Raw genomic sequence first — 25,538 nt, 5'->3', positions numbered from 1 at the left:
GACAGGTCGTGTCCCAGCGCGCGGCTGAAATACGGCCTAACTCTTGGGATCGACCAGCTTTCGGGTCGCTTCGAACTGAGCGCCTTTTGTGTTGCCCACTTCGAATTTCCGGTATTCGTCGGAAACATCCTTGGGAGATCCCTTGAAACCGTACCATTCCCCATCCGGATCCTTGCGTTTCTCGATGTTCCCGTTCTGAATCCGGTGGCTGTAGCAGGTGCGATTTTGCTTGCCGGTGTAGCCCTTCGACCGCCAGGCGAGCTCCATGCACATCTTGCCGTCCTTGGTGACCAGCCATCTGCCCGCCGCGAAAGACGCCGTGTCCGGCCCGGACGTCCAGGCATCGAGGCGTCGATTGCCCTGTGCGAAATAGGCCGCTCCATTTTTCCACACCCATGTGCGGTCGGCGTAAAGAAGCGACAGCTCGTAGGCAGTTGGAACAGTGGCGGCAACCGCTTCCGCAGGCCCACTGTCTTTGGCGGCAGCCGCGTGCGCCGTTCCCGCAAGCGCCGTCTGGCCGCAGAGAGCCAGGAGGAACACAAGTCGCGTGCAACTTGCTGACCGACGGCGTTGCCGACAGCTGTCATCAAGCGGCGGCAATCTGGTCCGACTTGTCGGTGTAATCGGCGTTCGCATGCCTGTTTGGCCCAAGGTAGCACTATCAGCGCTCTGACAGCCGTGCGAACTATAACAGTCGCGAGAACGGTGATGTCAACCTTCCGAAGCGGATGAACAACAACTATTCGAGATGCGGGCACAGGCTGCAATCGTCAAAATTAAGAATTGCGTCGTATATTCCTCCACCTCTGACAATCGCGCCCAAAAGCAACATCCGCAGACGTCAGGAGGACGCGGCTTCAAATGACGGACGACCCGGAGTTGAACCAGACCGAAGGTCAGCAAAGCCAGCCGCAGTCGACCGACCGGCATATGGCTGCTAGCGACCACCTGAGCCCCAACGCGGCGATCTTGCTGGGGATCCTGTTCATTGCGGTCGTGTTCAGGTTCCACAACATCACCTTGCCTCTCGTCGATGCCTTCAGCTGGCGCGAAACAAGCACGGCCATGATGGCCGACAATTTCCAGCAGCGTAGCTGGAACATCTTCTTTCCGGAGGTCAGCTGGACCGGGCCCGGGCCGAGTTATCAGGGCCGCGAGTTCCAGATCGTCAGCTATCTGACCGCCCTGCTCTACCAGATCTTCGGCTGGCACGACTGGTTCGGCCGCATGGTTGCAGCCTTCTTTGGCCTGGTGACGGTGTTTTCGCTGCACAGACTAACGGCGCTATGCTGGGACGAGACCCACGCCCACGCCGCGGCGCTTGCCTACGCGCTGATGCCGGCGGCGATCATGATCGACAGCTCGTTTCTTCCCGATCCCTCGATGCTGGCCCTGGTGACGCTCGGCGTCTGGCTGTTCGCGAAATACTGGGCCGGCGGCGGCGGCTGGCTCTTGCCGCTCGCCACGGCCAGCTTCTCGCTCGGCGCACTGTCGAAGCCGCCGGGCCTCGCAGCCGGCGCCGTCATCTTCTACCTGATGGTCTGCTGGATGCTGGAGAAGAAGCGAAAGCAGGCGGCCAAGGTCTTGCTGTCTGGGCTTTTGAGCCTGGCCATCATTGGTGCCTATTTCAGCTGGGCCATCTATCTCGGTCGCAGCTATCCGCCGTTTCATGTCGCGGGCAGCGGCTATATCTGGGATTCCGGTTTCTGGGCATTCTTCAGGAACAGCTTCTACTTCAAATCCGTATGGAACACCTCTGTCTGGTGGTTCTACGGCTATCCGTTCATGGTGCTGATCGCGGTCGGCTTCTGGCTGCCACCCAGACCCGTCGGGGACCCAAAGCAACGCACTCTTTCTGCCATCCCCTATGTCTGGCTGGCTGCGGCCATGGTCGTCTATCTGGCGGCGGCGCGCGAGATCACCAGCAATCCCTGGAATTATCACATCTTCCATGTACCGTTCGCGATGTTCTGCGGCCGCGGTGCGTTTCTCCTGGCAACGCTTGCATCGGGAGCCGTTCTGTCGCCGGCGGTCGTGTTGCGCGCGATCTGCATCGCTGCCGTCACGCTCGTCTGGTCGACTTTTCCCCTTGTCAGGACAATGAAGACGCCGATCGCCATGAACGGCAAGCTGCTTGGCGACGAACTGGCGCGGTTGGCGCAACCGGGCGACCTCGTTGTCGCCATCGCGCCCGAGGTCGGCGATCCCGTCGCCGTGTATTACAGCAGGGCGCGCGGTTGGGTGTTCCCGCCTGGCGGCGGCGATGTCGAATGGTCGAACTTCGTCGCGGACGACGCCACCGCGATCGCGCAGCTCGAGACGTTGCGCGCGCAAGGCGCGGACCTGTTTGGCGTCGCCAAGAACGCGGCCGACAAGAAGGACCGACTGTTCGTTGAGCATCATGACGGGGTCATCGACTATCTGGACAAGACCGGAACCAAGCTTGTGGATTCGGACGATTTGCTGGTCTATAGGATCAGCCGTCCGTGAGAACCGCGACGGGCTGGGGCTGTGGGCTTTGGACAGGATACAGCCCCAACGGTTCAGCGGCCCCGCATTCGCCTGCCGAAGGCCGGCAAGGCGGTGGCCCAGGCGAACCGTATCCCGGATGGCGCTAGGGATATTCGGACACCACGGATGCTGCCACTTGAACTCGACGGTGGAAACCGGCGGAGAATTGGTTGAAAAGAGCAATCTCGATAATCGTGACGCTGGCTCTCCTAGCCTGGCTCGCCAGCGACTCGCGCTGGCGGATGGTCGGCGACGCCTTCGCCCGTATCACGCCCGGCGTATTCGCGGTGGCGACGGTCGCGTTTTTCGTCACCTATGTCTTGCGTGCACTGCGTGTCTGCGATGAGTTCCGCGACGAGGTGCATGGCCGCTTCGGCGCCTGTCTGCGCGTCATTCTGATCCACAACGCGATGATCAACGTCGTACCCTTCCGCGGCGGCGAGACGGCCTTTCCCCTGCTCCTGCGCCAGGTCTTCGGCATACCGATCATGCGCGCGAGCGCCTCGCTGCTGTGGTTCAGGCTGCAGGACGCCTTCGTCGTCGGCGTGCTGGCTCTGGCGGTGTGGCCGGGCCTGCATCCGGCGATAAGGGTCGCTGGCGTGGTCGTCTTGATCGCCGCCGCCTGGTACCTGCCGCGCTGGGCGCGCGCGCCGCATGACTGGGCCGAGCGCAGCAGGGTCGTCGCGAAGCTCGGCCTGCTGCGCGATACCTTCACCGAGGCGACCGGGCGCTCGCGCTACGGGTGGTGGTGGACGATCGCCAACTGGTCGCTGAAGCTCGCAGTACAGGGATGGCTGTTGGCAATGCTGCTGGGAACATCCTTTTCAACCGCTTTTCCGGGCGTCGTCGGGGCCGAAGGCGCCGCCATACTGCCAGTGCAAGGCGTCGCCGGTTTCGGCACCTATGAAGCGGGAGCGGCGGCGGCGCTGCTCACGTCCGGAATCACGATGAAGAATGGCCTGCAGGCGGCGCTGGCGCTGCACCTGTTCATCTTCTGCTCGGCTGTCGTCACTGGAGCGATCGCCTGGTTGTTTCCCTCGAAATCGACGCTGCCGGGGAACCCGGCTGTCGGACCTGCAAGGAAGCCATCCCAATGAACGTATTGCCCATCCCTGCTTCGGGACTGCCTGACGGCGCGGTGATGCCGAACCATACGCTGTCCATCGTCGTGCCCATGTACAACGAGGCCGAAAACGTCGAGCCGCTGCTGGCACGGATTCACCAGGCGATGGAACGCTACGACCAGCCGTGGGAAGTCGTGCTGGTCGATGACGGCAGCACCGACGCGACGGTGAGCGAGATCAGGCGCCTGGCGGCGCATTACGGCCCGCATGTGCAAGCGGTCGAGCTGGTGCGCAACTACAAGCAGACCGCCGCGATGCAAGCCGGCATCGACGCGGCACGCGGCGACGTCATCGCCACGATCGACGGCGACCTGCAAAACGATCCCTACGACATCCCACGCATGGTCTACCGCCTGCTGAGCGAGGATCTCGACCTGGTGGTCGGCTGGCGCAAGGACCGCCAAGAAGGGTTTTTCATGCGCAGGCTGCCCTCGCGCATCGCCAACGCACTGATCGCGCGCGTCACCGGCGTGCGCCTCAAGGACTATGGCTGCAGCCTCAAGGTCTATCGCGGCAACGTCATCCGCAGCGTCAAGCTCTATGGTGAGATGCACCGCTTCATCCCGGCATGGCTGGCCACGGTGACGACCCCGAGACGCATCGCGCAGGAGGTGGTGACACATCATGCCCGCATCCACGGCCAGTCCAAATACGGCATTTCACGCACCTTCAGGGTCGTGCTCGATCTGGTGTTCATGTATTTCTTCATGCGCTATCGCACACGGCCCGGGCATTTCTTCGGCGGCATCGGCATCGTGCTTGGCGCGCTGGGCTCGCTGATCCTTGCCTATCTGCTTTGCCTGAAGCTGCTTTTCGCCGAAGACATCGGAACACGCCCGATGCTGTTCACCGGCTTCTTCCTGCTCATCGCCGGGGTGCAGATGGTGACGTCGGGCGTGCTGGCGGAAATGCTGGCACGTGTCTATCACGAGGCGAACGGAGCATCGGCCTATGTCGCGCGGCCGCGGCCGGCATCCGGTGACAATGACAGTTGGCGTCGTCCCGGGCGGCCATCGTGACCTGACCGGGACGTCATGGGAGTTTTGCACCCGTAGGGTTGACCGGAGCAGAGGGCTTCATCGGCAGCGCGCTAGAGAGAAATTTCGGTTTCAGGCCGACGGCGCCGATTGAGGAAGAAGCTCGTCGACTCGTATCGCCAGGAATGGCGTTCGGAGGGCAAGAGGTAAGGCGCAATGCCTGCGCCAAGCTCTCACCCTCCGCTCTCGCCCCCCGGCGAAGACCGAGGCGGCGGACTCTTCAGTACAATCCCGCCGCCACTTTTGGTCTGATGTTCTAATTTAGTAACGCGAACGGCAACTGGCGCGTTGCCCGAAGCCGCTCGGGCCACATATCCAGGGTGAATGACCCAGCAACGGGCCGCCATTGCCCAGCCGGTAGGAGACCTTCACCGGCGCCGGCTTGCCGATACGTTGCGGTCGCACGAAGGCCGCATAGGCCTCCTCCCTCGTGCGCGTCACGCTGGTCATCTGTGTGAGCGGTTTGCGGTTGATCAGATGCAGCCGCTTCCTCTTGACGTAATGCACCCTCTTGCCGAGCGTATGAACCGCGGGCTTGTTGCCGATCGAGCTGGTCTTGGTCGCGTCCATGCTCTGGCAACCTGACAGTATCGAGATCAATGCAACGGCGGCAAATGCACAGGCATATTTCTTACCCATCCTTGCCCCTCTTTTCATAAAATTGTTCATCGCCATCCCCTGCCACGAATATAAGTCGCTGGAGCGCGGAGATCTATTTGCTGTTGTTGGCTGTCCGCGCCACGTGAGCAGCCTGTCGCCACTCACATCATGGATTGAATATTAGGGGAGACTTATTAAAGATCATGCAAACGACATGATGAACTAGGCCTTTCGGCACTCGATCGAATATAACTAAAATTTGATGCTTTTTGGGCTCGTGCCCGCAGCCGTTCCCAGGGTGCCGGCCGGTTATGAAGGTCCGCTATCGAGACCGATGCGGTTCAGGAGAACTCGTTGTGCGCGGACGCTTCCCGGCGCTCAGCGCCGCGTTTCCCAACCTGGATCGAAGTAGAAATTGCGGGCACCGATGTTGCCCTGGCCGGCACCGGAAACCACATAGGCGATGCGGACGATGCGCAAGCCGCCGGCGCCCTGCTGCAGCCCGTAGACGCCTTCCATGCCACGATCGTAGAAGCCTGCGGCCGGCACGATCAGCGCCAGCACGGCAAGCGACGCCTGAAAGGCGACTTTCGCGGCATTGGCGCGCAACGGAATCCTGTTTTCGATGACGTGCCTTACCACAATGACGAGCACCAGAAGCCCGTAGAGGAAGGCATTGAAGGCGGCGAACCAGTAGAAGCCGGTGGCATCGAAGGGGTGCTCAACGAGCAGGACTGGCAGTGCAGCACCGATCGCCAGAGCCACATAGGGAGCGAGGGCGCGGGCCGGCAGAAGGTGCTTGGGGCCACTGCCCTTGGGCGTGACGCGGAAATCGACGAACGATTTGGTCAGATAGTCGCGGATCGACGACAGCGTACCGGCGAGCACCCAGGGCCAACGCGCGAAGAAAAGGAACAGCGTGCCTTCCCAGCTGATTGTCTTGGCCGTCATCGGGCGCGAAAGGCCGAACGCCTTCAGCATCATCACCAGGCCAACCAGCGCGACCGCGTTCGGCAGATAATAGAACAGAAAGTCGAGATACATGACATTGGCGAAGTTGCGCCCGGTCGACAGCGCATAGATCGGCATGATGTACATCAGCAACGCAAAGACGGCGAACAGCGGATACCAGAGCTGGCAAAAGAGGAACTGGAATCTCAGCCGCGGCGACAGCTTGGGAAGGTAGCTCGGCGAATATTCGAGCAGGATCGTCATCAGGCTGCGCGACCACTGGAATTCCTGGGTGATGAGATCGGCGAAGGTCTGCGGGCCATCGCCATGGGCGATGGCGTCGAGCGCATGCACGCCGCGCCATCCGGCCGCGTTGATCAGCATAGAGGTAGAATGATCCTCCGCCAGTTCCGGACCGAGACCGCCTGCCTGCTTCAGCGCCTTGGTCCGCACGGCATAGTGCGAGCCGATGCAGAGCGGAGCTCCACCCCCCGTATGGCCGGACTGCAGGGGCCCGTGAAACATCCCTTCCGGAAACAGCCTGCCGCGCGCCGCCCAGCTCTCGGCAGCATTGTTGTCGCAAATGCTCGGCGCCGAGACATAGCCAACCGAGGGGTCGGCGAAGGGTAACAGGATCTCCCTCAGATAGGTTGGCGTCGGCACATGGTCGGCATCCATCTGAGCAACGAAATCATAGCGTTCATAGCCATAGTGATCGTAGAAAAACGCCAGGTTCCCCTCTTTGCAGCGCGTCCGGCGTGGCCACACCTTGCGATGATAATCTTCCCTGCCGCGTCGCGTCGAAATCATGATGTTGTGAGCATCGCACCAGGCGATCGTCTCGTTTGATGGGTCCTCGTCGGCCAGCCAGGTATCGTGCGGATAATCCTGCGCCAGCATCGCTTCCAGCGTGCGCGCAACGACGGCAAACGGTTCGGACGGGGCCTTGGTGACCACCATCGCGACCCGCGAACGCTTCGGGATCGTGTGAAGCTTGGACGGTTTTTTCGACGCATGCACGTTCAAGAGAAAGTACAACGGCATGAGCGTGAGCCACACCAGAATGAGTGTGGCGAATGTGTACGGCCCGAGATGTTCGACATGCTCCGGCTTCAGCCACCAGATCCAGAAAAACCCGAGTGTGCAGAACCAGAAAGCCAACGCCAGTCTCAGGATCCATTGCTGAGCGGCCGACAGCACGGGCACCAAAAAAGGCCCCTTCTGTGCAGTGACGGCCAGAGCCGCCTCAGATCGATGCGCCCGTCTGTTCGTACGACCGGCGACGCCTGCATGCACGGAAATACTCATACACTCACTCGCGCCACCTTGGGCTTTCGCCGACAGATGGCTGAAAGCTCTCAATCCCGGCGATAGAATCAGCTTGCTCTTTCTTAGAGTCAACTAAATTAATGGTTGCTTAACTATGATTGTTGAGATCTGGTTAACCTAACGCCTTGAATCGGGCCGAATAACTTCCACCGGCTAGCCCGTGGCGGTGAGGCGGAAATTCTTCGGCGTTGGAAATTCGCTGACGGGGGCTGAAGCTGTTCGGGGGATCCGGCCCGAGTGCAGCGTTAACCATGTTTGCGAGCAACAAGGTTAAGCAAGCGTTAATTGTGCTTGACTCTTGGCTGAGACCGGCTCTTAAATTAGCTAGGGATGATATATCGGGTTATTGACGCGAATTTGTGAGTATCGCGGCGAATTTCTTTCGATCGCCTTCTGTGTAGGGCCTTGAGAGATAACTTTTGGGTGGCTCTGTGCCGAGGTTTGCACATCTGCCAATGGTCGCTCCGAAATCCCGCAGATTCTGCCAATAGAGCCGATCGGTTTTTGGGTAGTCGTGTCGATCAATCATCGATGCGCACGGGCGAAGCCTTAACTTCCGCAAGAGGTTGGGGCCATGGGAGATCAATATGAAACACTCCGCAAAAGCAGTTGCAATCGCGTTGGCATTGGGCGGAAGCGCCGCTTTCCCCACTGCAGGAGGCGCTGGCTCCGTGGCTCCGACGGACCCCGTCCAGACGAGCAGTGCCGCCTCGGCGTTCGGATCCTATGATCCCTACGGGGACTTCAGCGCCGACAAGAGTGCCAGCATCGAAGAGCTGTTCCTGCCTTGGGAAGACGTCGACCTGGCAACGCTGCCACTGGCCGACGCCTACGCGCTGCAACGCGGCCGTTCGCTGCTGATCACGGTTGAGCCGTGGACCTGGTCGAAGGACTGGCGCATCACCCCACCCGAATTGCGCGACGGCATATTGAGCGGCAAATATGACGCCAACATGCAGGCAATCTGTGGTCTGGTGGGCCAGATGAAGAGCCCGGTGACCATTCGCTGGGCGCAGGAAATGGAAGACAAGAATGGTCGCTTCACCTGGGCCAACTGGGCTCCCAAGGACTGGATCTCCGCCTACAAGCGCGAAGTCGATATTTGCCGCAAGGCTGCCCCCGCCGCCAAGTACATGTGGTCACCCAAAGGCGAAGAGGGTCTGGAAAAATACTACCCTGGCGACGACTACGTCGATGTCATCGGCCTGTCTGTATTCGGTCTGCAGAAAAAGGATAATGACGAGGCCGGTCGAGACCGTACCTTCGCCGAGATGCTGAAGCCTGGGTATGACCGCGTTGCGGGTTTCAACAAGCCGATCGTGGTGGCGGAGCTCGGCTATGTCGGAAAGCAGGACTATGTGTCGAAGTGGCAAGACGATAGCCGCAAGTCCTATGCGGAGTTCCCGGCGCTGACCTCGGTCGTCTACTTCAACCAGAAGGAAGTATGGCCGTGGCTGGGTGGCTATGGTCTGCCCGACTGGAGGGTGACCCAGCACGTCCTGCCGTAGACGCATCGTAGCTGATCCATCCCGACGCGATCGGGTTGGATTTCCAATCTCCTTGTTTGTTCGTGACCCATCCCAAACCAGCGGTGCGGGATGATGGTCGAGGTGTGGCGCAAATCAGTCTGTGGAGTAGTTTCGTGAAACGAGTAGTGGGGAATTGTCTCGGAGCGGCATTCGCCTGCTCCGTTCTTGTTCTTGCCTTCCAAGTCCCTGCGACAGCCAAGACGGCGACGAAAATCGCCGAGCAGGCGCAAGAGGCCACGGTGGTTCCTGACGAAGGCGTCTACCGGATCTATCAGAACCATTCGTGGCTGTGGGGCAAGAAGGGCGCCGGGTTCTTTGCGGTCAAGCAGAGACAGTTCGACGCCTGGACCCACGACAAAGGCAGGTCGGGCTATGGCAACGGCATGTGGTTCATTCCCGGCGGCGGCAAGCTCTGCTACCGCGCGCAATGGCACGGCTCCTGGGGTGTGAAGGGCTCGATGACCTGCTTCGAGCATCGTCAGGTGGGCAAGGTTATCTAAAAGCGTAAATCACCTGATGGCGAATGGTACGTTTTCAAGAGCTCGCATCGCAACCGGTCGGACGAGTCGATGAAATTGAAATATGGCGACTACGTCACAAGGAAAATGAACCGGATCAAGGCAAAGCAGTAGATAAAGCAGTAGATACTTGTCTTCTGCGACAAGCCACTGGCCTAAAGCGGGTCGACTGAACGGTTCAGGCGACCTGCTTCAGACTTTTTGCTTTTATAATTCCGTTCGCCCAAAACCGAGATCACTTTTGGGCGGACATGCCTTAATTTAGGCCTTGCGCTCCCAACGGCGGTCTGGCGTCTGCTGCCAGTAAGTTACGGCATGGCCGGCGTCCTTCATCACTTTCCAGTGTCCCCGCGCCGCCTCGACCTGGGCGGCGTCGTGGCCGTCGAACAGGAACACGGCACGCTCGTAGCCGCCAAGGTCAGGCGGCACAGCGCCGTCAACGAGGAACCTTATCTTGGCCTGGTTGGGATTGCCGTCGCCGGTGGTCAACAGGATCGGCTGTTCGCCGGGATGAGCCTCACGATCGGTTGCGTGCGCGAGGAACGAATCGTCGCGGAAGGTCCAAAGATGCTGGTCGAGCGAATCGCGGCGTTCCTCGGTGCCGGTCTGCACCACGGCGCGCCAGCCACGGTCGACGCTGCGCTCCAGGAGGCCTGGCAGTGCATCCTCCAGCGTCGATTCGGTCAGGTGGTAGAACAGGACGTCGGCCATCGCTTCAGTCTATAGTGATTGAATCCGCTCACTGCTCATAATTGTCGCGCACCAGCCGGTCGAGCAGCCTGACGCCGAAACCCGAACCCCAGGATTGGTTGATCTCGTTCGACGGCGAGCCCATCGCGGTGCCGGCAATGTCGAGATGCGCCCAAGGCGTGTCCTTGACGAAGCGCTGCAGGAATTGCGCGGCGATAATGGCGCCGCCATAGCGGCCGCCGATGTTCTTCATGTCGGCGTTCTTGGAATCGATCAGCTTGTCGTATTCGGCGCCGAGCGGCATGCGCCACAGCCGCTCCTGCGTTGCCTGCCCCGCCGCCGTCAGCCTTTCGGACAGTTCGTCATTGTTGGAAAACAGGCCGGCATAGTGCTGGCCGAGCGCGACCATGACGGCGCCGGTCAGCGTCGCCAGATTGACCATGAATTTCGGCTGGAAGCGGTCGTTGCAGTACCATAGCGCATCGGCCAGCACGAGGCGGCCTTCCGCGTCGGTGTTGAGCACCTCGATGGTCTGGCCCGACATCGAGGTGACGATGTCACCGGGGCGCTGGGCGTGGCCGTCGACGGCGTTTTCGACCAGGCCGATGACGCCGACGACGTTGGCCTTCGCCTTGCGCGCGGCCAGCGCATGCATCAGGCCAGTCACTGCAGCGGCACCCCCCATGTCGCCCTTCATGTCCTCCATGCCGGACGCCGGCTTCATCGAATTGCCGCCGGTGTCAAAGGTGACGCCCTTGCCGACGAAGGCAACCGGGCTGTCCTTTGGCTTGCCGCCGTTCCACTGCATGATCGCCATGCGGGCGCCGCGCGGCGAGCCTTGCGCGACACCGAGCAGCGAGCCCATGCCGAGCTTCTTCATCTCCTTCTCGGCCAAGATCTCGACCTTGACGCCGAGCGCCTCGAGTTCCTTGGCGCGGGCGGCGAACTCGACCGGCCCGAGCACGTTTGCCGGTTCGTTGACCAGGTCGCGCGCCAGAAGGACGCCGTCGATCACCGCCTCGGCGTCGGTGAAGGCTTTTTTCGCCGCGGCCGGATCTGCCGTGTGGATGGTCACCTTGACCGGCTTTTTCGGCTCTGCCTTGCCGTCGTCCTTGTCCTTCCTGGTCTTGTACTTGTCGAAGGAATAGCTGCGCAAAAGAATGCCCGCTGCAAGGCTCGCCGCATCCTTGCCGCTTGGCGACGCGCCGACGAGATCGAGCACCACCACCACCTCGGTCGCCTTGCGCAGCGACGCGGCAATGGTGCCGCCAAGCTTCAGCCACGCATAGTCGTCGAGCCCCGACACCTTGCCTGCGCCTATCGCCACCAGCCTGTCGAGCGACGCGCCCTGCGGCGCCAGAACTTCCACCGTGCCGGCGAACTTGCCCGTAAACTCGGCCACCGGAAAGGCCCGCTCCAGCGTCTTGCCGGGATCGCAAGCCTTGGCGGCGTCGCTCAGGCCACCCTCATCCGCCAACAGCACGAAGACTGTGCCCTTCTTGTTCGCCGCGGTCTGGGGTGCGGAAAATTTGGCGAAGGCGATCGACGGTCTTGGATTCATCATGTCCTGCTTTCAGAGAATGCGCAGCTTTTGGGGAAGCGGTTCGAAACGATGCGCGACATTTGGTCGTTTTCCGGCATTTGGCAAGACTTTGCCAAATTCACACCCCATATCACCAATGGAATCGATGGTGATTCTTCGCGGCACGGCCCCGCTTTTTGCCGCAACCTATTGTTAACCATCGATGTTCTCCCTTTCTTATCCATTCCCGCCGACACTCCGGCCCGCCGGGGCGGGTGACTTGGAACGGGAACCGGATCGACCATCTGTTGGAGCCAGTTGTGCAGGCGCTGCCGGACAGCTACCCTTGTGCGGTGGCATGATGCCGTTCGAGAAAATCGAGAAAAGCCTTCATGAAGGTCGTTGAACGCTACATCATGCGCCGCGCTTTCGTGGTTTTCTTGGCCGCGCTTGTCTGGACGCTGGCCATCGTGTGGACGACGCAGGTGCTGGCAAAGATCGACCTGGTCACCGACAGCGGCCAGTCGGCGCTGACCTTCTTCGAAGTCGCTGCCCTCATTCTTCCGTCCATCATCCCGATCGTGGTGCCGTTTGCGCTGGTGGTGGCGGTCGCACAGACACTCAGTGCCATGAATTCGGATTCGGAACTCGCCGTCGTCAACGCCGCGGGCGCCTCGCGCTGGACGATCGTGCGGCCGATCATGCTTTTGGCGCTGGTAGCCGCCGTCTTTTCCTTTGCCGTCGACAACGGCATCGACCCCTATGCTCGGCAGAAGAACCGGGCCCTGGTGGCGTCGTCACGCGCGGATCTGTTGTCGCTGATCATCCAGGAAGGCACCTTCCGCAAGATCGAGGACGGGCTGTTCCTGCAGATCGGCGAGCGGCTTCCAGACAATCGGCTGGGCGGCATTTTCGTCGCCGATTCGCGCGAAGAAGGCGTCAACCTCGTCTACTACGCCAAGACCGGCAGCATCGTCGAACGCGGCGGCGAAAAGGTGCTGATGATGAATGACGGCGTCATCCATCGCAAAACGCTGACCGGCGATCTCTCCGTCATCCGCTTCACCTCCTATGCCTTCGACATGTCGGCCTTCATGGCGGCGGCTTCGGCGGTGACGCTCCTGCCGAAGGACCAGACGACCCAGTACCTGCTCAACCCGAGTGCCAACGACAAAAATTATCAGCAGAACCCCTACGAATACCAGGCCGAGGTCAACCAGCGGTTTTCGGAATGGACGTATTCCATGGTCTTCGCGCTCATCGCGCTGGCGGTCGCCGGAGACGCGCGCTCGCATCGTGAGGCGCGCGTCAATCCGCTGATCACGGCCATCGGGATATCGCTGTTCGTGCGTTGGCTGGGCTTTTTTGCCGCCAGCAAGGCCGATGAGATCCCGCAATATGCCTATATGGTGTATGGCGTACCGATCGCGGCTTCCGCGGTGGCGATCTGGTTCATCGTCTCCAACCGGACCATGGAACTGCCGGTGGCCTGGGCTGACTGGATGACAAACTTCGCCACGCGCACCGGTGACAGCTGGAACGCTCTCAAACTGCGTTTGTCCAGACGCGGCACTTCAGGGCAAGGGGTCAGCTGATGGGCTGGACGCTGGGCCGCTATTTCTTCTTCCGCTATGTGACGATCACCATCTGGTTCTTCATCGGCCTCCTGGCACTGGTGTTCCTGATCGATTTCACCGAACTCTCCGGCCGCACCACCGGCCTGCCCGGCTTCACCTACGGAACGGCAGTGGCCATTTCGGGGCTCCGAATGCCGATGATCATGCTGCAGACGGTGCCGTTTGTCGGTCTGTTCTCGGCGATGGCGACGCTGGTGTCGCTTAACCGGCGCTACGAACTGGTCATCGCGCGTTCCGCCGGCGTTTCCGCCTGGCAGTTCCTGTTGCCATGCTGCATCGGAGCCTTGCTGTTCGGCGTCTTGTCGGTTGGCGTCATCAATCCGCTCGCCGCGCACGCATTCTCCTGGTCCGAGCAGATCGAAACCCAGTTGCGTTCCGGCAAATCGAATACGGTTTCGGCCGATGCCGCACCCTGGATTCGGCAGAAAACCAGTTCGGGGGACACCATCATCGGTGCGCGAGCCATCCTGAACCAGGGCCTGGAGATGGCCGATGTCGTCTTTTTCATTCTCGACCCGCAAGGCAACATCGTCGAGCGCAAGGACGCTGCGCGCGCCCTCCTGCGCGACGGCTATTGGGAATTGCAGAACGTCAAGACGCTCCAGAACGGCACGATCCAGGCATCGGCAAGCGATCGCGTGCCGACCAATCTGAAGCCCGAATTCGTGCAAGAGCGACTGGCGCGCCCCGAAACCATCCCTTTCTATGACCTGCCTGGAAAGATCGAGGTTGCCCGCTCCTTCGGCCTCAAGGCAAATGCCTTTGCCATGCAGTTTGATTCGCTGGTGGCGTTGCCGTTCCTTCTCGTCGCCATGACGCTGATTGCGGCAACGGTTTCAATGCAATTTGCTAGGATGGGGCAATCGGCAACGATGATTCTGGGTGGCATCGTCGCCGGCTTTCTGCTTTATGTCGTTTCGGTGCTGGTGAAGGCATTCGGCGTGGCGGGATTTGTGCCGACTGTCGTAGCCGCATGGGTGCCAGTCGTAGTGGCTATGTTCTTCGGGGTGACTTTCCTGCTATACAAGGAAGACGGCTAGTGAGGGAGGCGTTTTTGCCCAGCAACAGGCAGGCCCGTTTGGCGCGCCTCTATGCGGCGACCGCCTTGGCGTGCGTGCTTGCCTGCGTCGTCCCGATGCCGGCGTTCGCGCAGGATGTCGGCGACATGGCGACATCGGTTCCGTCCGGCTCGCAGATGCTGCTGGCGGCCGATACGCTGGTCTACAACAACGACAACCAGACGGTGACCGCCGTCGGTGGCGTGCAGATCGATTATGGTGGCAATCGCCTTGTTGCCCAGCGGGTCGAATACAACCGCAACACCAAGCGGATGGTCGCGAGCGGCAACGTCGAAGTCATCAACAGCGACGGCACCAAGATCAATTCGGAACATATCGACATCACCGATGATTTCGCAGACGGCTTCGTCAACGCGTTGCGCGTCGAAACCATCGACAAGGCCTATTTCGCCGCCGAAAGCGCCGAGCGCATGGGCGGCGTCCTGACCACGTTCCACAATGGCGTCTACACCGCCTGCGAACCGTGCGAGGACAAGCCCGACAAAGCGCCGACTTGGCGCGTCAAGGCCAAGAAGATCATCTGGAACGGCGAGAAGAAGACGGTTCGCTTCGAGAATGCGAATTTCGAGTTCTTCGGTTTCCCGCTCGCCTATCTGCCTGCATTCGAGATTGCGGACCCGACGGTGAAGCGTAAGAGCGGCTTCCTGATTCCCGGCATCGTCTACAACGACGATCTAGGCGTCGGCGTGAAAATTCCCTATTATTTCGCCTTGTCGCCGACCTATGACCTGACCGTCACCGGCACCGGCTACACCAAGCAGGGCTTCCTCGGTGAGGCCGAGTGGCGCCAGCGCTTCAACAATGGCCAGTACAGTTTGAAGATCGCCGGGATTCGGCAGAACGATCCCGACGCCTTCATCGACGCCGCCGGTCGCAATGTCGATTCGGGTGCGGCGGGCGATCCCAACAAATTCCGCGGCATGATGGGAACCCAAGGCCAGTTCGCCATCAATCCGCGCTGGGATTTCGGCTGGGATGTGCTGCTGCAGACCGACAAGAACTTCTCGAACACCTACAACATCGACAAGTACAATGCTTCCGTCCACCAGTCGTCGGTCTACCTGACGGGCCTCAACGGCCGCAACTATTTCGACGTGCGCGCCATGCACTTCGAAGTGCAGGAAGATACGCCCGACGACAACATCTCCGCGCGAAGCGGACAACAGCCCTGGGTGCTGCCGTCGCTCGACTACGCCTATATCCCCGACGTATCGGTGGCCGGCGGCCAGTTGTCCCTCAATGTGAATGCGCGAGTCATCCGTCGTGATGATCTCGATAAGACACGCTTCGTCCCCACGCAGCGTGTCCCTGGCATCGAAGGCGACTCGGGCCGTCTCACTGCCGAGGCCGAGTGGAAGCGGAGCTTCGTCACCGATGGCGGGCTGGTGCTGACGCCGTTGCTTGCGCTGCAGGGTGACGTTGACTACCTGAACGCATCATCGGCTTCACTCAACGCCATCAACGATATGGCAACGAATTTGGGCGAGCAGGCCGATATGCGCTCGTCGTTTGCTCGTTACATGGCAACCGCAGGCCTTGAGATGCGTTGGCCGGTGCTGTTTTCCATGGCCAGCGGGTCCAGCCACGTTATCGAACCAATGGCGCAGGTCTTCATGCGCCCGAACGAACAATATGTCGGCGGTCTGGCCGTTCCCAACGAAGATGCGCAAAGCATGGTGTTCGACGCAACCACCTTGTTCGAACGCGACAAATTCTCCGGTTATGACCGCGTCGAAGGCGGTTCGCGCGCCAATGTCGGCTTCCGCTATTCCGGGTCCTACAACAATGGCTGGGGCACCAATGCCATTTTCGGCCAATCCTATCAGATCGGCGGCGAGAACTCCTTCGCCGTGCCGGATCTGGTCAATGTCGGCGCCAATTCCGGCCTCGACACGACCAAGTCCGACTATGTCGGCCTGTTTGGCATCAACAGCCCCAACGGCTTCGCCGCCTCGGTCGGCGGCCGTTTCGACGAACAGAGCTTTGAGATCCGCCGCGCCGAGGTGAAGGCCGCCTATTCCGGCCTGCCGGTGTCGCTGAGCGCCAAATACGCCTTCATCCAGGCCCAGCCACTATACGGCTTCACAGAAGACCGCCATGAAGTCACGCTCGGTGCATCGACGCATCTCGCCGAAAACTGGCGCGTCTTCGGCACCGGAACCTACGACCTGCAGGAGAGCCTGCTGGTCAAGGATGGCGTCGGCTTCGCCTACAACGATTCCTGCTTCACCTATTTGATGACCTACTCGCAGTCGCGCGACATAAACACCAGGGAGGTGTCGCAGACCATCGGCTTCAATCTGTCGTTCCGCACTCTCGGCGATTTCGGCTCGTCGACCAGCGCCATCGACTCGATCCAGTAACAATCGGCGACATCGTTTCGCCGCATAGGGCTGGCACGGATTTCGCGCATCTGGACAAGATGAAATTGGGCGGAACCGGGATAGAATTGGGATGCCAAGGATGAGGAAATACCTCTTTTCAGCAGGTTTCGCGTTGCTTGTGGCAGCGACGTGCGTGTCGATCACCGCGATGACGCCACCGGCTTTCGCCAGCGAGATCAAATACGTCGTCAACGACATTCCGGTCACCACCGGCGACATTGCCCATCGCGCCGCCTTTCTGAAGCTGCAGCGCAAGAAGGGTGATGCCGGCCAGGAAATGATCGACCAGACGCTGCGCATGGCCGAGGCCAAGCGGCTTGGCATCCGCATCAGCGACGCTCAGGTCGAGGCGGCGTATCAGCGCTTTGCGTCAAGCAACAAGATGCAGCTCAGCCAGCTCGACGGCGTCATGGAGAAGTCGGGCGTCACCAAGAGCCACTTCAAGGAATTCATCCGCGCCCAGATGGCCTGGAACCAGGCGTTGAGCGCGCGCTACCGTTCCGGCGACGGCACCGGTGCCGTCAGCGAACAGGATCTTGTCAGGAAGATGCTCGAAAAAGGCGGATCCAAGCCGAGCGCCACCGAGTACATGCTGCAGCAGGTCATCTTCGTGGTTCCGGCGGCCGAACGCAGCGCGACGCTGGGCAAGCGCAAGCGCGAGGCCGATGCCATGCGCGCCCGCTTCAACGGCTGCAACACGACGCGCGAATTCGCCAAGGGCCTGGTCGACGTCACCGTTCGCGATCTGGGCCGGGTGCTGGCGCCGCAACTGCCACCGGACTGGGCCGAGCAGATCAAGGCTACCAAGGTCGGCGGCGCCACCGTCACGCGCGAAACCGAACGCGGCGTCGAATTCATCGGCATCTGCTCATCGCGCGAAGTGTCCGACGACAAGGTCGCGCAGATGGTGTTCCAGAACGAAGGCTCCGGCGACAAGAACGCCGACGAGCTCAGCAAGAAATATGTCGACGAGCTGAAGGCGAAAGCCCGCATCGTCAAGCGCTGACGTGGGCACCACCGTGGCTGCGCTTGCGTTGAGCGCCGGCGATCCGTCCGGCATCGGGCCGGAGATCGCCATCGCAGCCTTCATGGCGCGCGAGGCTGCCGCCGTGCCCGCCTTCTATCTGCTCGCCGATCCGGCGCTGATCGCCTCGCGGGCGCGCCTCCTCGGCATTTCGCTGCCGATCGTCGAAACGACACCAGCGCAAGCGGCGCAAGTCTTTGCCCGCGCCTTGCCGATCGTTCCAGTGACTGCCCGCTGCATCGACAGCCCCGGCCGGCCCGACCTGGCCAATGCGGCCGCCACCATCGAAGCCATCGACCGCGCCGTCGCCGACTGCCTTGCCGGCGAAGCCTCGGCCGTCGTCACCTGCCCCATCGCCAAGAAGCCGCTCTACGATGCCGGCTTTCGCTTCCCAGGCCACACCGAATATCTGGCGCATCTGGCGGCCCGGCACAGCGGCGTTGAAGCGATGCCGGTGATGATGCTGGCAGGCCCCGACCTGCGCACCGTTCCCGTCACCATCCACATCGCGCTGGCTGAGGTGCCGAAGGCACTGACCACCGAACTGATCGTCGCCACCGCGCGCATCACCGCCGCCGACCTCACCGGCCGCTTCGGCATCGCCCGGCCGAGGCTCGCCATTGCCGGGCTCAATCCGCATGCGGGCGAAGGCGGCGCCATGGGACTCGAGGACGAGCTGATCGTGCGCCCGGCGGTCGATATCCTGCGTGCCGAAGGGATCGACGCTTTCGGCCCGCTGCCAGCCGACACGCTGTTCCACGCCCGGGCACGGGCCGGCTACGACGCGGCCCTCTGCATGTATCACGACCAAGCGCTGATCCCGGCCAAGGCGCTGGCCTTCGACGAGGCGGTCAATGTCACGCTCGGCCTGCCCTTCATCCGCACCTCACCCGACCACGGCACGGCGTTCGACATCGCCGGCAAGGGCGTGGCGCGGCCCGACAGCCTGATGGCGGCGCTGAAGCTTGCCCGGCGGCTGGCCGACACAAACACGAAGGCAGTTGCCGAATGAGACCGCAGGCATGAGCATCGACGGTCTGCCGCCGCTGCGCGAGGTGATCGAGCGTCATGGCCTGCAGGCGAAGAAGGCGCTCGGCCAGAATTTCCTGCTCGACCTCAACCTCACCGGCAAGATCGCCCGAACCGCCGGCGACTTGTCCGATGCAACCGTGATCGAGGTCGGTCCCGGTCCCGGCGGGCTGACCCGCGCCTTGCTTTCCAACGGAGCGCGCCACGTCATTGCCATCGAGCGTGACGAACGCTGCCTGGCTGCCCTTGCCGAACTGTCCGATCATTATCCCGGCCGGCTGGAGGTTGTTTCCGGCGATGCGCTGAAGACGGATTTCGCGGCACTTGCCAGTCGGGCGACCGGGAACGGTGGCCCGGTAAAGATCGTGGCCAACCTGCCCTACAACATCGGCACGGAGCTGCTGGTGCGCTGGTTGACGGTCAGCGACTGGCCGCCCTTCTACAGCTCGATGACTTTGATGTTCCAGCGCGAGGTGGCCGAGCGCATCGTCGCGCCCGCCGGCAGCGACAGCTACGGCCGGCTGGGAGTTCTTGCCGGCTGGCGGACGGAGGCGAGGATCGCCTTCGACGTGCCGCCACAGGCATTCACGCCGCCGCCAAAGGTCACCTCCTCGGTGGTGCATCTGGTGCCGCGCCTGATTCCTCTGCGCGCCGAGGTGAAAAAACTCGGTCGCGTCACCGAAGCCGCCTTCGGCCAACGTCGCAAGATGCTGCGACAGAGCGTGAAGAGTCTCGGCGGCGAGGCCCTGCTCGAGCGCGCCGGCATCGATCCGACACGCCGCGCCGAGACGCTCAGCGTCGAGGAATTCGTGCGACTGACCAATGCGGTGTAGGAAGCGCTGTCTCTGCGTTCTCCCCTTGTTTGTGGGAGAAGGGAAAAGGCCTCAGCCCGTCTTCTCGTCCAACAATCCCGAGACGAAATCGAACAGGCCGGGCCGGCGGTCGCGTCTTAGCCGCTCGGCGACGACAATGCCGCGCACTTCGGCGAAGGCTCGGTCGAGGTCGTCATTGACGATGACGAAATCATATTCCTTCCAGTGCTCGATCTCATTGCGGGCGTTTTTCAACCGGGTCTCGATCACAGCTTCCTGGTCCTCGGCGCGGCGCTTCAGCCGCGCCTTCAATTCCTTCATCGATGGCGGCAGGATGAAGATCGAGACAATGTCGGCGCGCATCTTCTCCTTGAGCTGCTGGGCACCTTGCCAGTCGATGTCGAACAGCATGTCGCGCCCTTCAGACAGCGCCAATTCGGCCGGTTCGCGCGGAGTCGCATAGCAATTGCCGTGCACCTCGGCCCATTCCAGCAGCGCGTCGGAATCGCGCAGCCGCTCAAACTCGCGCATCGTCCGAAAATGGTAGTGGACGCCCTCGATCTCGCTGCCTCGGCGCGGTCTGGTGGTGACCGAGACCGACAGTTCGAGGCTGGAATCGCTTTCCAGAAGATTGCGCGCGATCGTCGACTTGCCGGCGCCGGATGGCGACGACAGGACGAGCATCAGGCCCCGGCGGCGAATGCGGGAACCCAAATCCTTGGCAACCATCGGCTACTCCAGATTCTGGATCTGTTCACGAAACTGGTCGACCACCGCCTTCAGTTCCAGCCCGATCGCGGTGACGGCGGCGGCATTCGACTTCGAACACAGCGTATTCGATTCGCGGTTAAATTCCTGTGCCAGAAAATCGAGCTTGCGGCCAACGGCGCCGCCGCCCTCCAGCAGTGCCCGACCGGATGCGACATGCGTTTTCAGCCGGTCGATCTCTTCGCGAATATCGGCTTTGGTGGCCAGGAACGCCGCCTCCATGTGCAGCCGGGTCGCGTCCAGATTGGCGGAAGCGTCCATCAGCAGCCTGACCTGCTCGGCGATGCGCTCGCGGATCGCCACCGTCTCGCGTGACGGATCCACTTCTGCCCGCAGCGTCAGCACCTCGATTGTGTCGATATGCCCCGACAACAGCAAAGCCAGCGCGTTGCCTTCGCTTTGTCGTGCCTGTTCGAGCCCTTTCAAGGCCACCTCGAGCGCGGCCATGATCGCGGCATCGAGCGCGGCCCTCGCCTCTTCGGTTTCGACAGTTTCGGGAATGTCGAGCACGCCGCGCAGCGACAGCAATCCGTCTGATGTCGCGGGGGCAGCGCCGAATTGCTCCTGCAGCCGCTTGGCGAGCCCGGCCAGGTCCTTCAGGAAGGCTTCGTTGACGACCGGCTGCGCCTGCGCGCCGGCGGCGCGGCCGATGGTCAGCGTCGCCTGGAAATTGCCGCGCGCAAAACGCTTCTGAAGCAACTGCCGGACGGCTGGTTCCAGCCGCTCGAAGCCTTGCGGCAGTCGCAACCGTACCTCGACGCTCTTGCCGTTGACGGACTTGACCTCCCAGGCGATCGAGGTGCCCTCATGCTCGGCGACGGCACGTGCAAAACCGGTCATGCTCTGCAAATTCATATCGCCCACACATCCCTGGTGCACCACCCCGAAACCGGCTTTCCGGAGAGGAGCAAGTGCGGCTTGAAAATGACTGCGCCGCAGGCGCGTCGAAATCGGACGCGCGGCGCTCTTCCAAATGTCAGGGCATCGCCTGGTGAGCAATGCCCCTTCTTTATTCTACTGGGCAGCGCCCGCATCACCGCCGCTGTCGTCGCCACCCTCAGCCGGCGCGCTGTCAGCCGGCTTGTCGGCATTGCTGTCGTCGGCGCCAGTGGTGTTGGCGGCCTTGGCGGCCTCATCCGCCTGCTTCTTCTGCAAGGCGCGATAGCGGGCGACATTCTCGTTGTGCTCGTCCAACGTCGCGGCAAAGACGTGCCCGCCGGTGCCATCGGCAACGAAATAGAGGTCGTCGGTCTTCGACGGATTGGCCACCGCCTCCAGCGCTGCACGGCCCGGATTGGCGATCGGCGTCGGTGGCAAACCGTTGATCACATAGGTGTTGTAGGGCGTCTGCTTCTGGATGTCCGACTGATAGATCGGCCGGTCCGCCGGCTTGCCCTTGCCGCCGAACAGCCCGTAGATGATCGTTGGATCGGATTGCAGGCGCATGCCCTTGGCAAGCCGGTTCAGGAAGACGGCGGCCACCCGTGAGCGCTCGTCACCCTTGCCCGTTTCCTTCTCGACGATCGAAGCCAGCGTAACGAACTCTTCGATGTTTGCCAGCGGCAGGTCCGGCGCGCGCCGCTGCCAGACATCGTCAACCAGCTTCTTTTGATCCGCCAGCAGCTTGTCGACCATCTGCTGGCGCGTCGCGCCGCGCGTGAAACGCAGTGTGTCTGTGGCGAGGCTGCCCTCCGGCGGCGTGGTCGCCGGCATATCGCCGCTCAAGGCAGTCTCGTCGGCGATGCGCTGCAGCGCCTGCTCGACCGTCAGCCCCTCTGGAATGGTCAGCGAATACATCACCGACTTGCCGCTCTTCAAAAGCTCCATGATGTCGCGCATGGAAGCCCTGGGCTTGATCTCGTACTCGCCGGCCTTCAGCGCGGAATCATTGCCGAAGGCCCGCACGCCAAGGCGGAATATCCGGGCATCGCTGATCAGTCCTCGGCGTTCGAGCTGGTCGGCGATATCCTGGACGCCGGTGTTCGGCTTGACCAGGAAGGTGTCGCCATTGGCCGAGGGGCCGGGCTCGGTGAATTCCTGCTTGCCGAAATAGACCGCGACGCCGGCGGCCAGAACCATCAGCATCACCGAAGAGATGACGAAGTTCATGAACACGACGACCTGGCTGCGTGAAGCACGCGAGCGCTTCGGCGGCGGCGTTCCGGCCTCCGGCCGCAACGCCTCGCTGGCCGTTTTCGGCACGATCGGTCCGGATGTCGCCGGCCGTTGCCCGAATTCTCCGTTGCCTGCCGGATTTGTGTTCATTTCGCCCTACCGTTTGATCGCCCAACGAATCCCCAGCGGCAGAGTAGGGGCGAATATGGCAAAATTGACGGCACGCCAAAGCGTCGCCCGATAGCCGGGCGATCAGCCATTGTAGCGCTGGAAGACCAGCGACGCGTTGGTACCACCAAAGCCGAAGGAATTGGACAGCGCCACGTCGATCTGTCGGGCACGCGGCTTGTTCGGCACCAGGTCGATCGCGGTTTCGCGCTCCGGGTTGTCGAGGTTGATGGTCGGCGGCGCGACATTGTCTCTGATGGCAAGGATCGAAAAGATCGCTTCGGCGGCACCGGCCGCCCCAAGCAGGTGCCCGATCGACGACTTGGTCGACGACATCGAAATCTTCGACGCGGCATTGCCGACAAGCCGCTCGACAGCGCCGAGCTCAATCGTGTCGGCCATGGTCGAGGTGCCGTGGGCGTTGATGTAGTCAACATCGGCGGGTGTCAGCTTGGCCCGGTTCAGCGCCGCCGTCATGCAGCGGAAGGCACCATCGCCATCCTCGGCGGGCGCCGTGATGTGATGCGCGTCGCCAGTGAGACCATAACCCGTCACCTCGGCATAGATCTTGGCGCCGCGCGCCTTGGCATGCTCGAGCTCCTCGAGCACGACAACGCCGGCGCCCTCGCCCATGACGAAGCCGTCACGGTCGCGATCATAGGGACGCGACGCCGTTTGCGGTGAATCATTGCGCTCTGTCGACAGCGCCCGGCACGCTGCGAAGCCGGCGATCGACAGCCGCGTCACGGGCGCTTCGGCGCCACCGGCGACCATCACGTCGGCATCGCCCCACATGATCAACCGGGCCGCATCGCCAATGGCGTGCGCGCCAGTCGAACAGGCCGTGACCACGGCATGGTTCGGGCCTTTCAGCCCGTGCCGGATCGAAACCTGCCCGGAGACGAGATTGATGATCTGGCCCGGGATGAAGAAAGGGCTGATGCGGCGCGGGCCGCGTTCCTTGAGGATCATCGCGTTCTCGGCGATCCCCTCGATGCCGCCAATACCGGAGCCGATCAGGACGCCGGTAGCGCATTGCTCTTCATGAGTCTTGGGTTCCCAGCCGGAATCCTTCAGCGCCTCGTCGGCGGCGGCAATCCCGTACAGGATGAAGTCGCCGATCTTGCGCAATTCCTTCGGCTCGAGCACGGCCTCGGGATTGAAGGTGGCATTGCTGCCGTCGCCACGCGGAATGACGTGGGCGATCTTGCAAGCAAGATCCTCCACCTCGAACTCGGTGATGCGCTTGGCAGCGCTGCGGCCAGTCAGAAGTTCCTTCCAGCTGTGCTCAAAGCCCATGCCGAACGGCGACAGCAACCCAAGGCCCGTGACGACGACACGCCTCATCGCAGGTCCTCCCCGGTGATGACTGCAGAAAGCGTCAGGCCGAAGCCTTGTCGATGTACTTCACGGCATCGCCGACGGTCAGGATGGTCTCGGCTGCATCGTCGGGAATCTCGACGCCGAATTCTTCTTCGAACGCCATGACGAGTTCGACCGTATCGAGGCTGTCGGCGCCCAGATCATCGATGAAGCTCGCCTGCTCCGTCACTTTGTCGGCATCGACGCCAAGGTGCTCGATGACGATCTTCTTGACGCGCTCTGCGGTGTCACTCATTTGGGCATCCTCGTCTTTTGTTTGTCTGTCTTCGTTAGCGGGCAGAATGCCGCTAATCAAGCTGAAAGATGGTCCTGCCGGAAACGCAACGGCTACAGACCGGTTTTTGCCCGAACCGCCGGGTTGCGGGCCGCATTACACGAAAAATAGCTGAGGTCCAAGCCGAAATGGTCTCTTTTCACAGCCCCGCCGGACCTTGTTCCGAATTCGCCCTGCCGAGTGATATGGTGCGGTTTTCGAGAACCGGAGCGGTGCGTACTTGGAGTACGCGAGCACCGGAAGCGCGAACAACCGCGGCAGATGGCTGGCAGGGTAGAATTATCAACAAGGTCCGTCAGATCATCGCCATGCCGCCATTCACATGGATGGTCTGGCCGGTGACGTAGGCGGCTTCATTGGAGGCGAGATAGGCGACGGCGGACGCGACTTCAGCGCTGGTGCCCATGCGGCGCGTCGGTATCGCCGCCATGATCGCCTCTTTCTGCTTGTCGTTGAGCTTTTCGGTCATCGCCGATTCGATGAAGCCCGGGGCAACGCAGTTGACGGTGATGTTGCGGGTGGCGATCTCCTGCGCCAGCGACTTGGAAAAGCCGATCATGCCGGCCTTGGAGGCGCAGTAGTTGGTCTGGCCGGGATTGCCGGTGACACCGACGACCGAGGTGATGTTGATGATGCGGCCATGGCGGCGGCGCATCATCGGGTGGGTGAGTTCGCGTGTCAGCCTGAACACGGCGGTCAGGTTGACCTCGAGCACGGTGTCCCAGTCGGCATCCGACATGCGCACGAACAGCCCGTCCTTGGTGATGCCGGCATTGTTGACCAGGATGTCGACGCCTTCGAGATCTGCCTCCGCCTTCTGGCCGAGCGCCTTGACCTCGTCGCGGTTCGAGAGATTGGCCGGAAACAGCTTGACCCTGTCGCCAAGCTCAGCGGCCAGGGTCTCCAATTTCTCGACGCGGGTGCCGTGCAGGCCGACGATCGCGCCTTGCGCATGCAGCACCCTGGCGATCGCTTCGCCGATGCCCCCCGATGCGCCGGTGACGAGCGCCTTGCGGCCAGTCAATTCGAACATTTTTGTCTCCTGATTGAGAAG

The 25,538-nt window shown here is 61.8% G+C and carries 21 protein-coding genes and 1 pseudogene; 11 read left to right on the top strand and 11 right to left on the bottom strand.

What is annotated here, in order from left to right:
* Positions 1-36: 36 nt before the first annotated feature.
* Positions 37-540 carry a DUF995 domain-containing protein gene (locus tag ASD12_RS14540; RefSeq protein ID WP_082525437.1) on the bottom strand — a complete coding sequence of 168 codons (504 nt, stop codon included), beginning with the start codon at positions 538-540 and terminating at the stop codon, positions 37-39.
* 321 nt (positions 541-861) lie between these two features.
* On the opposite strand from ASD12_RS14540, the gene ASD12_RS14535 reads away from it, so the two are divergent.
* The 3 genes from ASD12_RS14535 to ASD12_RS14525 all read left to right on the top strand — a co-directional run bounded on the left by ASD12_RS14535 (position 862) and on the right by ASD12_RS14525 (position 4,654).
* On the top strand, positions 862-2,490 hold the full coding sequence (locus ASD12_RS14535; protein WP_056586993.1) for a glycosyltransferase family 39 protein: 1,629 nt from the start codon (positions 862-864) through the stop codon (positions 2,488-2,490).
* A gap of 191 nt (positions 2,491-2,681) precedes the next feature.
* The gene (locus tag ASD12_RS14530) at positions 2,682-3,608 is read left to right on the top strand and encodes a lysylphosphatidylglycerol synthase transmembrane domain-containing protein (protein WP_056586991.1); all 927 of its coding nucleotides are present in this window, start codon (positions 2,682-2,684) and stop codon (positions 3,606-3,608) included.
* A 44-nt stretch (positions 3,609-3,652) separates the two neighbouring features.
* Positions 3,653-4,654 carry a glycosyltransferase family 2 protein gene (locus ASD12_RS14525; protein ID WP_244482850.1) on the top strand — a complete coding sequence of 334 codons (1,002 nt, stop codon included), beginning with the start codon at positions 3,653-3,655 and terminating at the stop codon, positions 4,652-4,654.
* A gap of 279 nt (positions 4,655-4,933) precedes the next feature.
* Here ASD12_RS14525 and ASD12_RS14520 read toward each other — a convergent pair whose 3' ends face one another.
* On the bottom strand, positions 4,934-5,242 hold the full coding sequence (locus tag ASD12_RS14520) for a hypothetical protein (protein ID WP_244482847.1): 309 nt from the start codon (positions 5,240-5,242) through the stop codon (positions 4,934-4,936).
* 408 nt (positions 5,243-5,650) lie between these two features.
* Positions 5,651-7,531: a cellulose synthase catalytic subunit gene (locus tag ASD12_RS14515; protein ID WP_056586984.1), complete on the bottom strand. Its 1,881-nt coding sequence runs from the start codon at positions 7,529-7,531 to the stop codon at positions 5,651-5,653.
* 608 nt (positions 7,532-8,139) lie between these two features.
* Between ASD12_RS14515 and ASD12_RS14510 the strand changes: the two genes are divergently transcribed.
* Both ASD12_RS14510 and ASD12_RS14505 read left to right on the top strand, forming a co-directional pair.
* On the top strand, positions 8,140-9,060 hold the full coding sequence (locus ASD12_RS14510; RefSeq protein WP_056586981.1) for a glycoside hydrolase family 26 protein: 921 nt from the start codon (positions 8,140-8,142) through the stop codon (positions 9,058-9,060).
* 62 nt (positions 9,061-9,122) lie between these two features.
* A pseudogene (locus ASD12_RS14505) lies at positions 9,123-9,713 on the top strand (DUF995 domain-containing protein).
* 147 nt (positions 9,714-9,860) lie between these two features.
* Here ASD12_RS14505 and ASD12_RS14500 read toward each other — a convergent pair.
* Positions 9,861-10,310, bottom strand: a complete 450-nt coding sequence (locus ASD12_RS14500; RefSeq protein ID WP_056586978.1) for a DNA polymerase III subunit chi — start codon at positions 10,308-10,310, stop codon at positions 9,861-9,863.
* 28 nt (positions 10,311-10,338) lie between these two features.
* Positions 10,339-11,850, bottom strand: a complete 1,512-nt coding sequence (locus ASD12_RS14495; RefSeq protein WP_056587163.1) for a leucyl aminopeptidase — start codon at positions 11,848-11,850, stop codon at positions 10,339-10,341.
* Between the two features lie 353 nt (positions 11,851-12,203).
* Here ASD12_RS14495 and lptF point away from each other — a divergent pair, with 353 nt between their 5' ends.
* The 6 genes from lptF (at position 12,204) to rsmA (ending at position 19,797) form a co-directional block, all read left to right on the top strand.
* A complete protein-coding gene (gene lptF / locus ASD12_RS14490) occupies positions 12,204-13,406 on the top strand; it encodes an LPS export ABC transporter permease LptF (RefSeq protein WP_056586974.1) in 1,203 nt (400 codons plus the stop codon).
* Positions 13,403-14,488 (top strand): LPS export ABC transporter permease LptG, encoded by a 1,086-nt coding sequence (lptG, locus tag ASD12_RS14485; protein ID WP_200950980.1) that lies wholly within the window; start codon positions 13,403-13,405, stop codon positions 14,486-14,488. The genes lptF and lptG overlap by 4 nt, the downstream gene beginning before the upstream one ends.
* The gene (locus ASD12_RS14480) at positions 14,488-16,890 is read left to right on the top strand and encodes an LPS-assembly protein LptD (RefSeq protein WP_056586968.1); all 2,403 of its coding nucleotides are present in this window, start codon (positions 14,488-14,490) and stop codon (positions 16,888-16,890) included. The genes lptG and ASD12_RS14480 overlap by 1 nt, the downstream gene beginning before the upstream one ends.
* A gap of 91 nt (positions 16,891-16,981) precedes the next feature.
* Positions 16,982-17,917, top strand: coding sequence for a peptidylprolyl isomerase (locus ASD12_RS14475; RefSeq protein ID WP_056586964.1), 936 nt, complete (start codon positions 16,982-16,984; stop codon positions 17,915-17,917).
* A 1-nt stretch (position 17,918) separates the two neighbouring features.
* Positions 17,919-18,947 (top strand): 4-hydroxythreonine-4-phosphate dehydrogenase PdxA, encoded by a 1,029-nt coding sequence (gene pdxA, locus ASD12_RS14470; protein ID WP_056586961.1) that lies wholly within the window; start codon positions 17,919-17,921, stop codon positions 18,945-18,947.
* Positions 18,948-18,957: 10 nt separating this feature from the next.
* Entirely contained in the window at positions 18,958-19,797 is an 840-nt protein-coding gene (gene rsmA, locus ASD12_RS14465; protein WP_056586958.1) for a 16S rRNA (adenine(1518)-N(6)/adenine(1519)-N(6))-dimethyltransferase RsmA, read from the top strand.
* A 51-nt stretch (positions 19,798-19,848) separates the two neighbouring features.
* Here the strand turns inward: rsmA and gmk are convergent, their stop codons facing one another.
* From gmk to fabG, 6 genes are all read right to left on the bottom strand, one after another.
* Positions 19,849-20,505: a guanylate kinase gene (gmk, locus tag ASD12_RS14460; protein WP_013532512.1), complete on the bottom strand. Its 657-nt coding sequence runs from the start codon at positions 20,503-20,505 to the stop codon at positions 19,849-19,851.
* A gap of 3 nt (positions 20,506-20,508) precedes the next feature.
* Positions 20,509-21,399, bottom strand: coding sequence for a YicC/YloC family endoribonuclease (locus ASD12_RS14455; RefSeq protein ID WP_056587161.1), 891 nt, complete (start codon positions 21,397-21,399; stop codon positions 20,509-20,511).
* A gap of 159 nt (positions 21,400-21,558) precedes the next feature.
* The gene (mltG, locus tag ASD12_RS14450; protein WP_056586955.1) at positions 21,559-22,809 is read right to left on the bottom strand and encodes an endolytic transglycosylase MltG; all 1,251 of its coding nucleotides are present in this window, start codon (positions 22,807-22,809) and stop codon (positions 21,559-21,561) included.
* Between the two features lie 102 nt (positions 22,810-22,911).
* Complete coding sequence (gene fabF, locus ASD12_RS14445; RefSeq protein ID WP_013532515.1) at positions 22,912-24,174, bottom strand: beta-ketoacyl-ACP synthase II; 1,263 nt, start codon at positions 24,172-24,174, stop codon at positions 22,912-22,914.
* Positions 24,175-24,208: 34 nt separating this feature from the next.
* Positions 24,209-24,445: an acyl carrier protein gene (locus tag ASD12_RS14440; protein ID WP_006203723.1), complete on the bottom strand. Its 237-nt coding sequence runs from the start codon at positions 24,443-24,445 to the stop codon at positions 24,209-24,211.
* Positions 24,446-24,779: 334 nt separating this feature from the next.
* Positions 24,780-25,517, bottom strand: coding sequence for a 3-oxoacyl-[acyl-carrier-protein] reductase (gene fabG / locus ASD12_RS14435; RefSeq protein ID WP_056586952.1), 738 nt, complete (start codon positions 25,515-25,517; stop codon positions 24,780-24,782).
* Positions 25,518-25,538 lie beyond the last annotated feature (21 nt).

The organism is Mesorhizobium sp. Root102 (genome assembly GCF_001425625.1).
Taxonomy (GTDB): Bacteria; Pseudomonadota; Alphaproteobacteria; order Rhizobiales; family Rhizobiaceae; genus Mesorhizobium.
The sequence above is the reverse complement of the archived record's forward strand: the minus strand, read 5'-3'. Positions and strand labels throughout refer to the sequence as shown.

What these genes read in the sequence shown, in the direction of transcription:
- ASD12_RS14455 (WP_056587161.1), bottom strand. Translation starts at nt 21,399, where the DNA reads ATGAATTTGCAGAGCATGACCGGTTTTGCACGTGCCGTCGCCGAGCAT.
- ASD12_RS14440 (WP_006203723.1), bottom strand. Translation starts at nt 24,445, where the DNA reads ATGAGTGACACCGCAGAGCGCGTCAAGAAGATCGTCATCGAGCACCTT.
- ASD12_RS14495 (WP_056587163.1), bottom strand. Translation starts at nt 11,850, where the DNA reads ATGAATCCAAGACCGTCGATCGCCTTCGCCAAATTTTCCGCACCCCAG.
- gmk (WP_013532512.1), bottom strand. Translation starts at nt 20,505, where the DNA reads ATGGTTGCCAAGGATTTGGGTTCCCGCATTCGCCGCCGGGGCCTGATG.
- ASD12_RS14500 (WP_056586978.1), bottom strand. Translation starts at nt 10,310, where the DNA reads ATGGCCGACGTCCTGTTCTACCACCTGACCGAATCGACGCTGGAGGAT.
- rsmA (WP_056586958.1), top strand. Translation starts at nt 18,958, where the DNA reads ATGAGCATCGACGGTCTGCCGCCGCTGCGCGAGGTGATCGAGCGTCAT.
- fabG (WP_056586952.1), bottom strand. Translation starts at nt 25,517, where the DNA reads ATGTTCGAATTGACTGGCCGCAAGGCGCTCGTCACCGGCGCATCGGGG.
- ASD12_RS14535 (WP_056586993.1), top strand. Translation starts at nt 862, where the DNA reads ATGACGGACGACCCGGAGTTGAACCAGACCGAAGGTCAGCAAAGCCAG.
- mltG (WP_056586955.1), bottom strand. Translation starts at nt 22,809, where the DNA reads ATGAACACAAATCCGGCAGGCAACGGAGAATTCGGGCAACGGCCGGCG.
- ASD12_RS14525 (WP_244482850.1), top strand. Translation starts at nt 3,653, where the DNA reads ATGCCGAACCATACGCTGTCCATCGTCGTGCCCATGTACAACGAGGCC.
- lptF (WP_056586974.1), top strand. Translation starts at nt 12,204, where the DNA reads ATGAAGGTCGTTGAACGCTACATCATGCGCCGCGCTTTCGTGGTTTTC.
- ASD12_RS14520 (WP_244482847.1), bottom strand. Translation starts at nt 5,242, where the DNA reads ATGGACGCGACCAAGACCAGCTCGATCGGCAACAAGCCCGCGGTTCAT.
- ASD12_RS14515 (WP_056586984.1), bottom strand. Translation starts at nt 7,531, where the DNA reads ATGAGTATTTCCGTGCATGCAGGCGTCGCCGGTCGTACGAACAGACGG.
- fabF (WP_013532515.1), bottom strand. Translation starts at nt 24,174, where the DNA reads ATGAGGCGTGTCGTCGTCACGGGCCTTGGGTTGCTGTCGCCGTTCGGC.
- ASD12_RS14475 (WP_056586964.1), top strand. Translation starts at nt 16,982, where the DNA reads ATGCCAAGGATGAGGAAATACCTCTTTTCAGCAGGTTTCGCGTTGCTT.
- ASD12_RS14510 (WP_056586981.1), top strand. Translation starts at nt 8,140, where the DNA reads ATGAAACACTCCGCAAAAGCAGTTGCAATCGCGTTGGCATTGGGCGGA.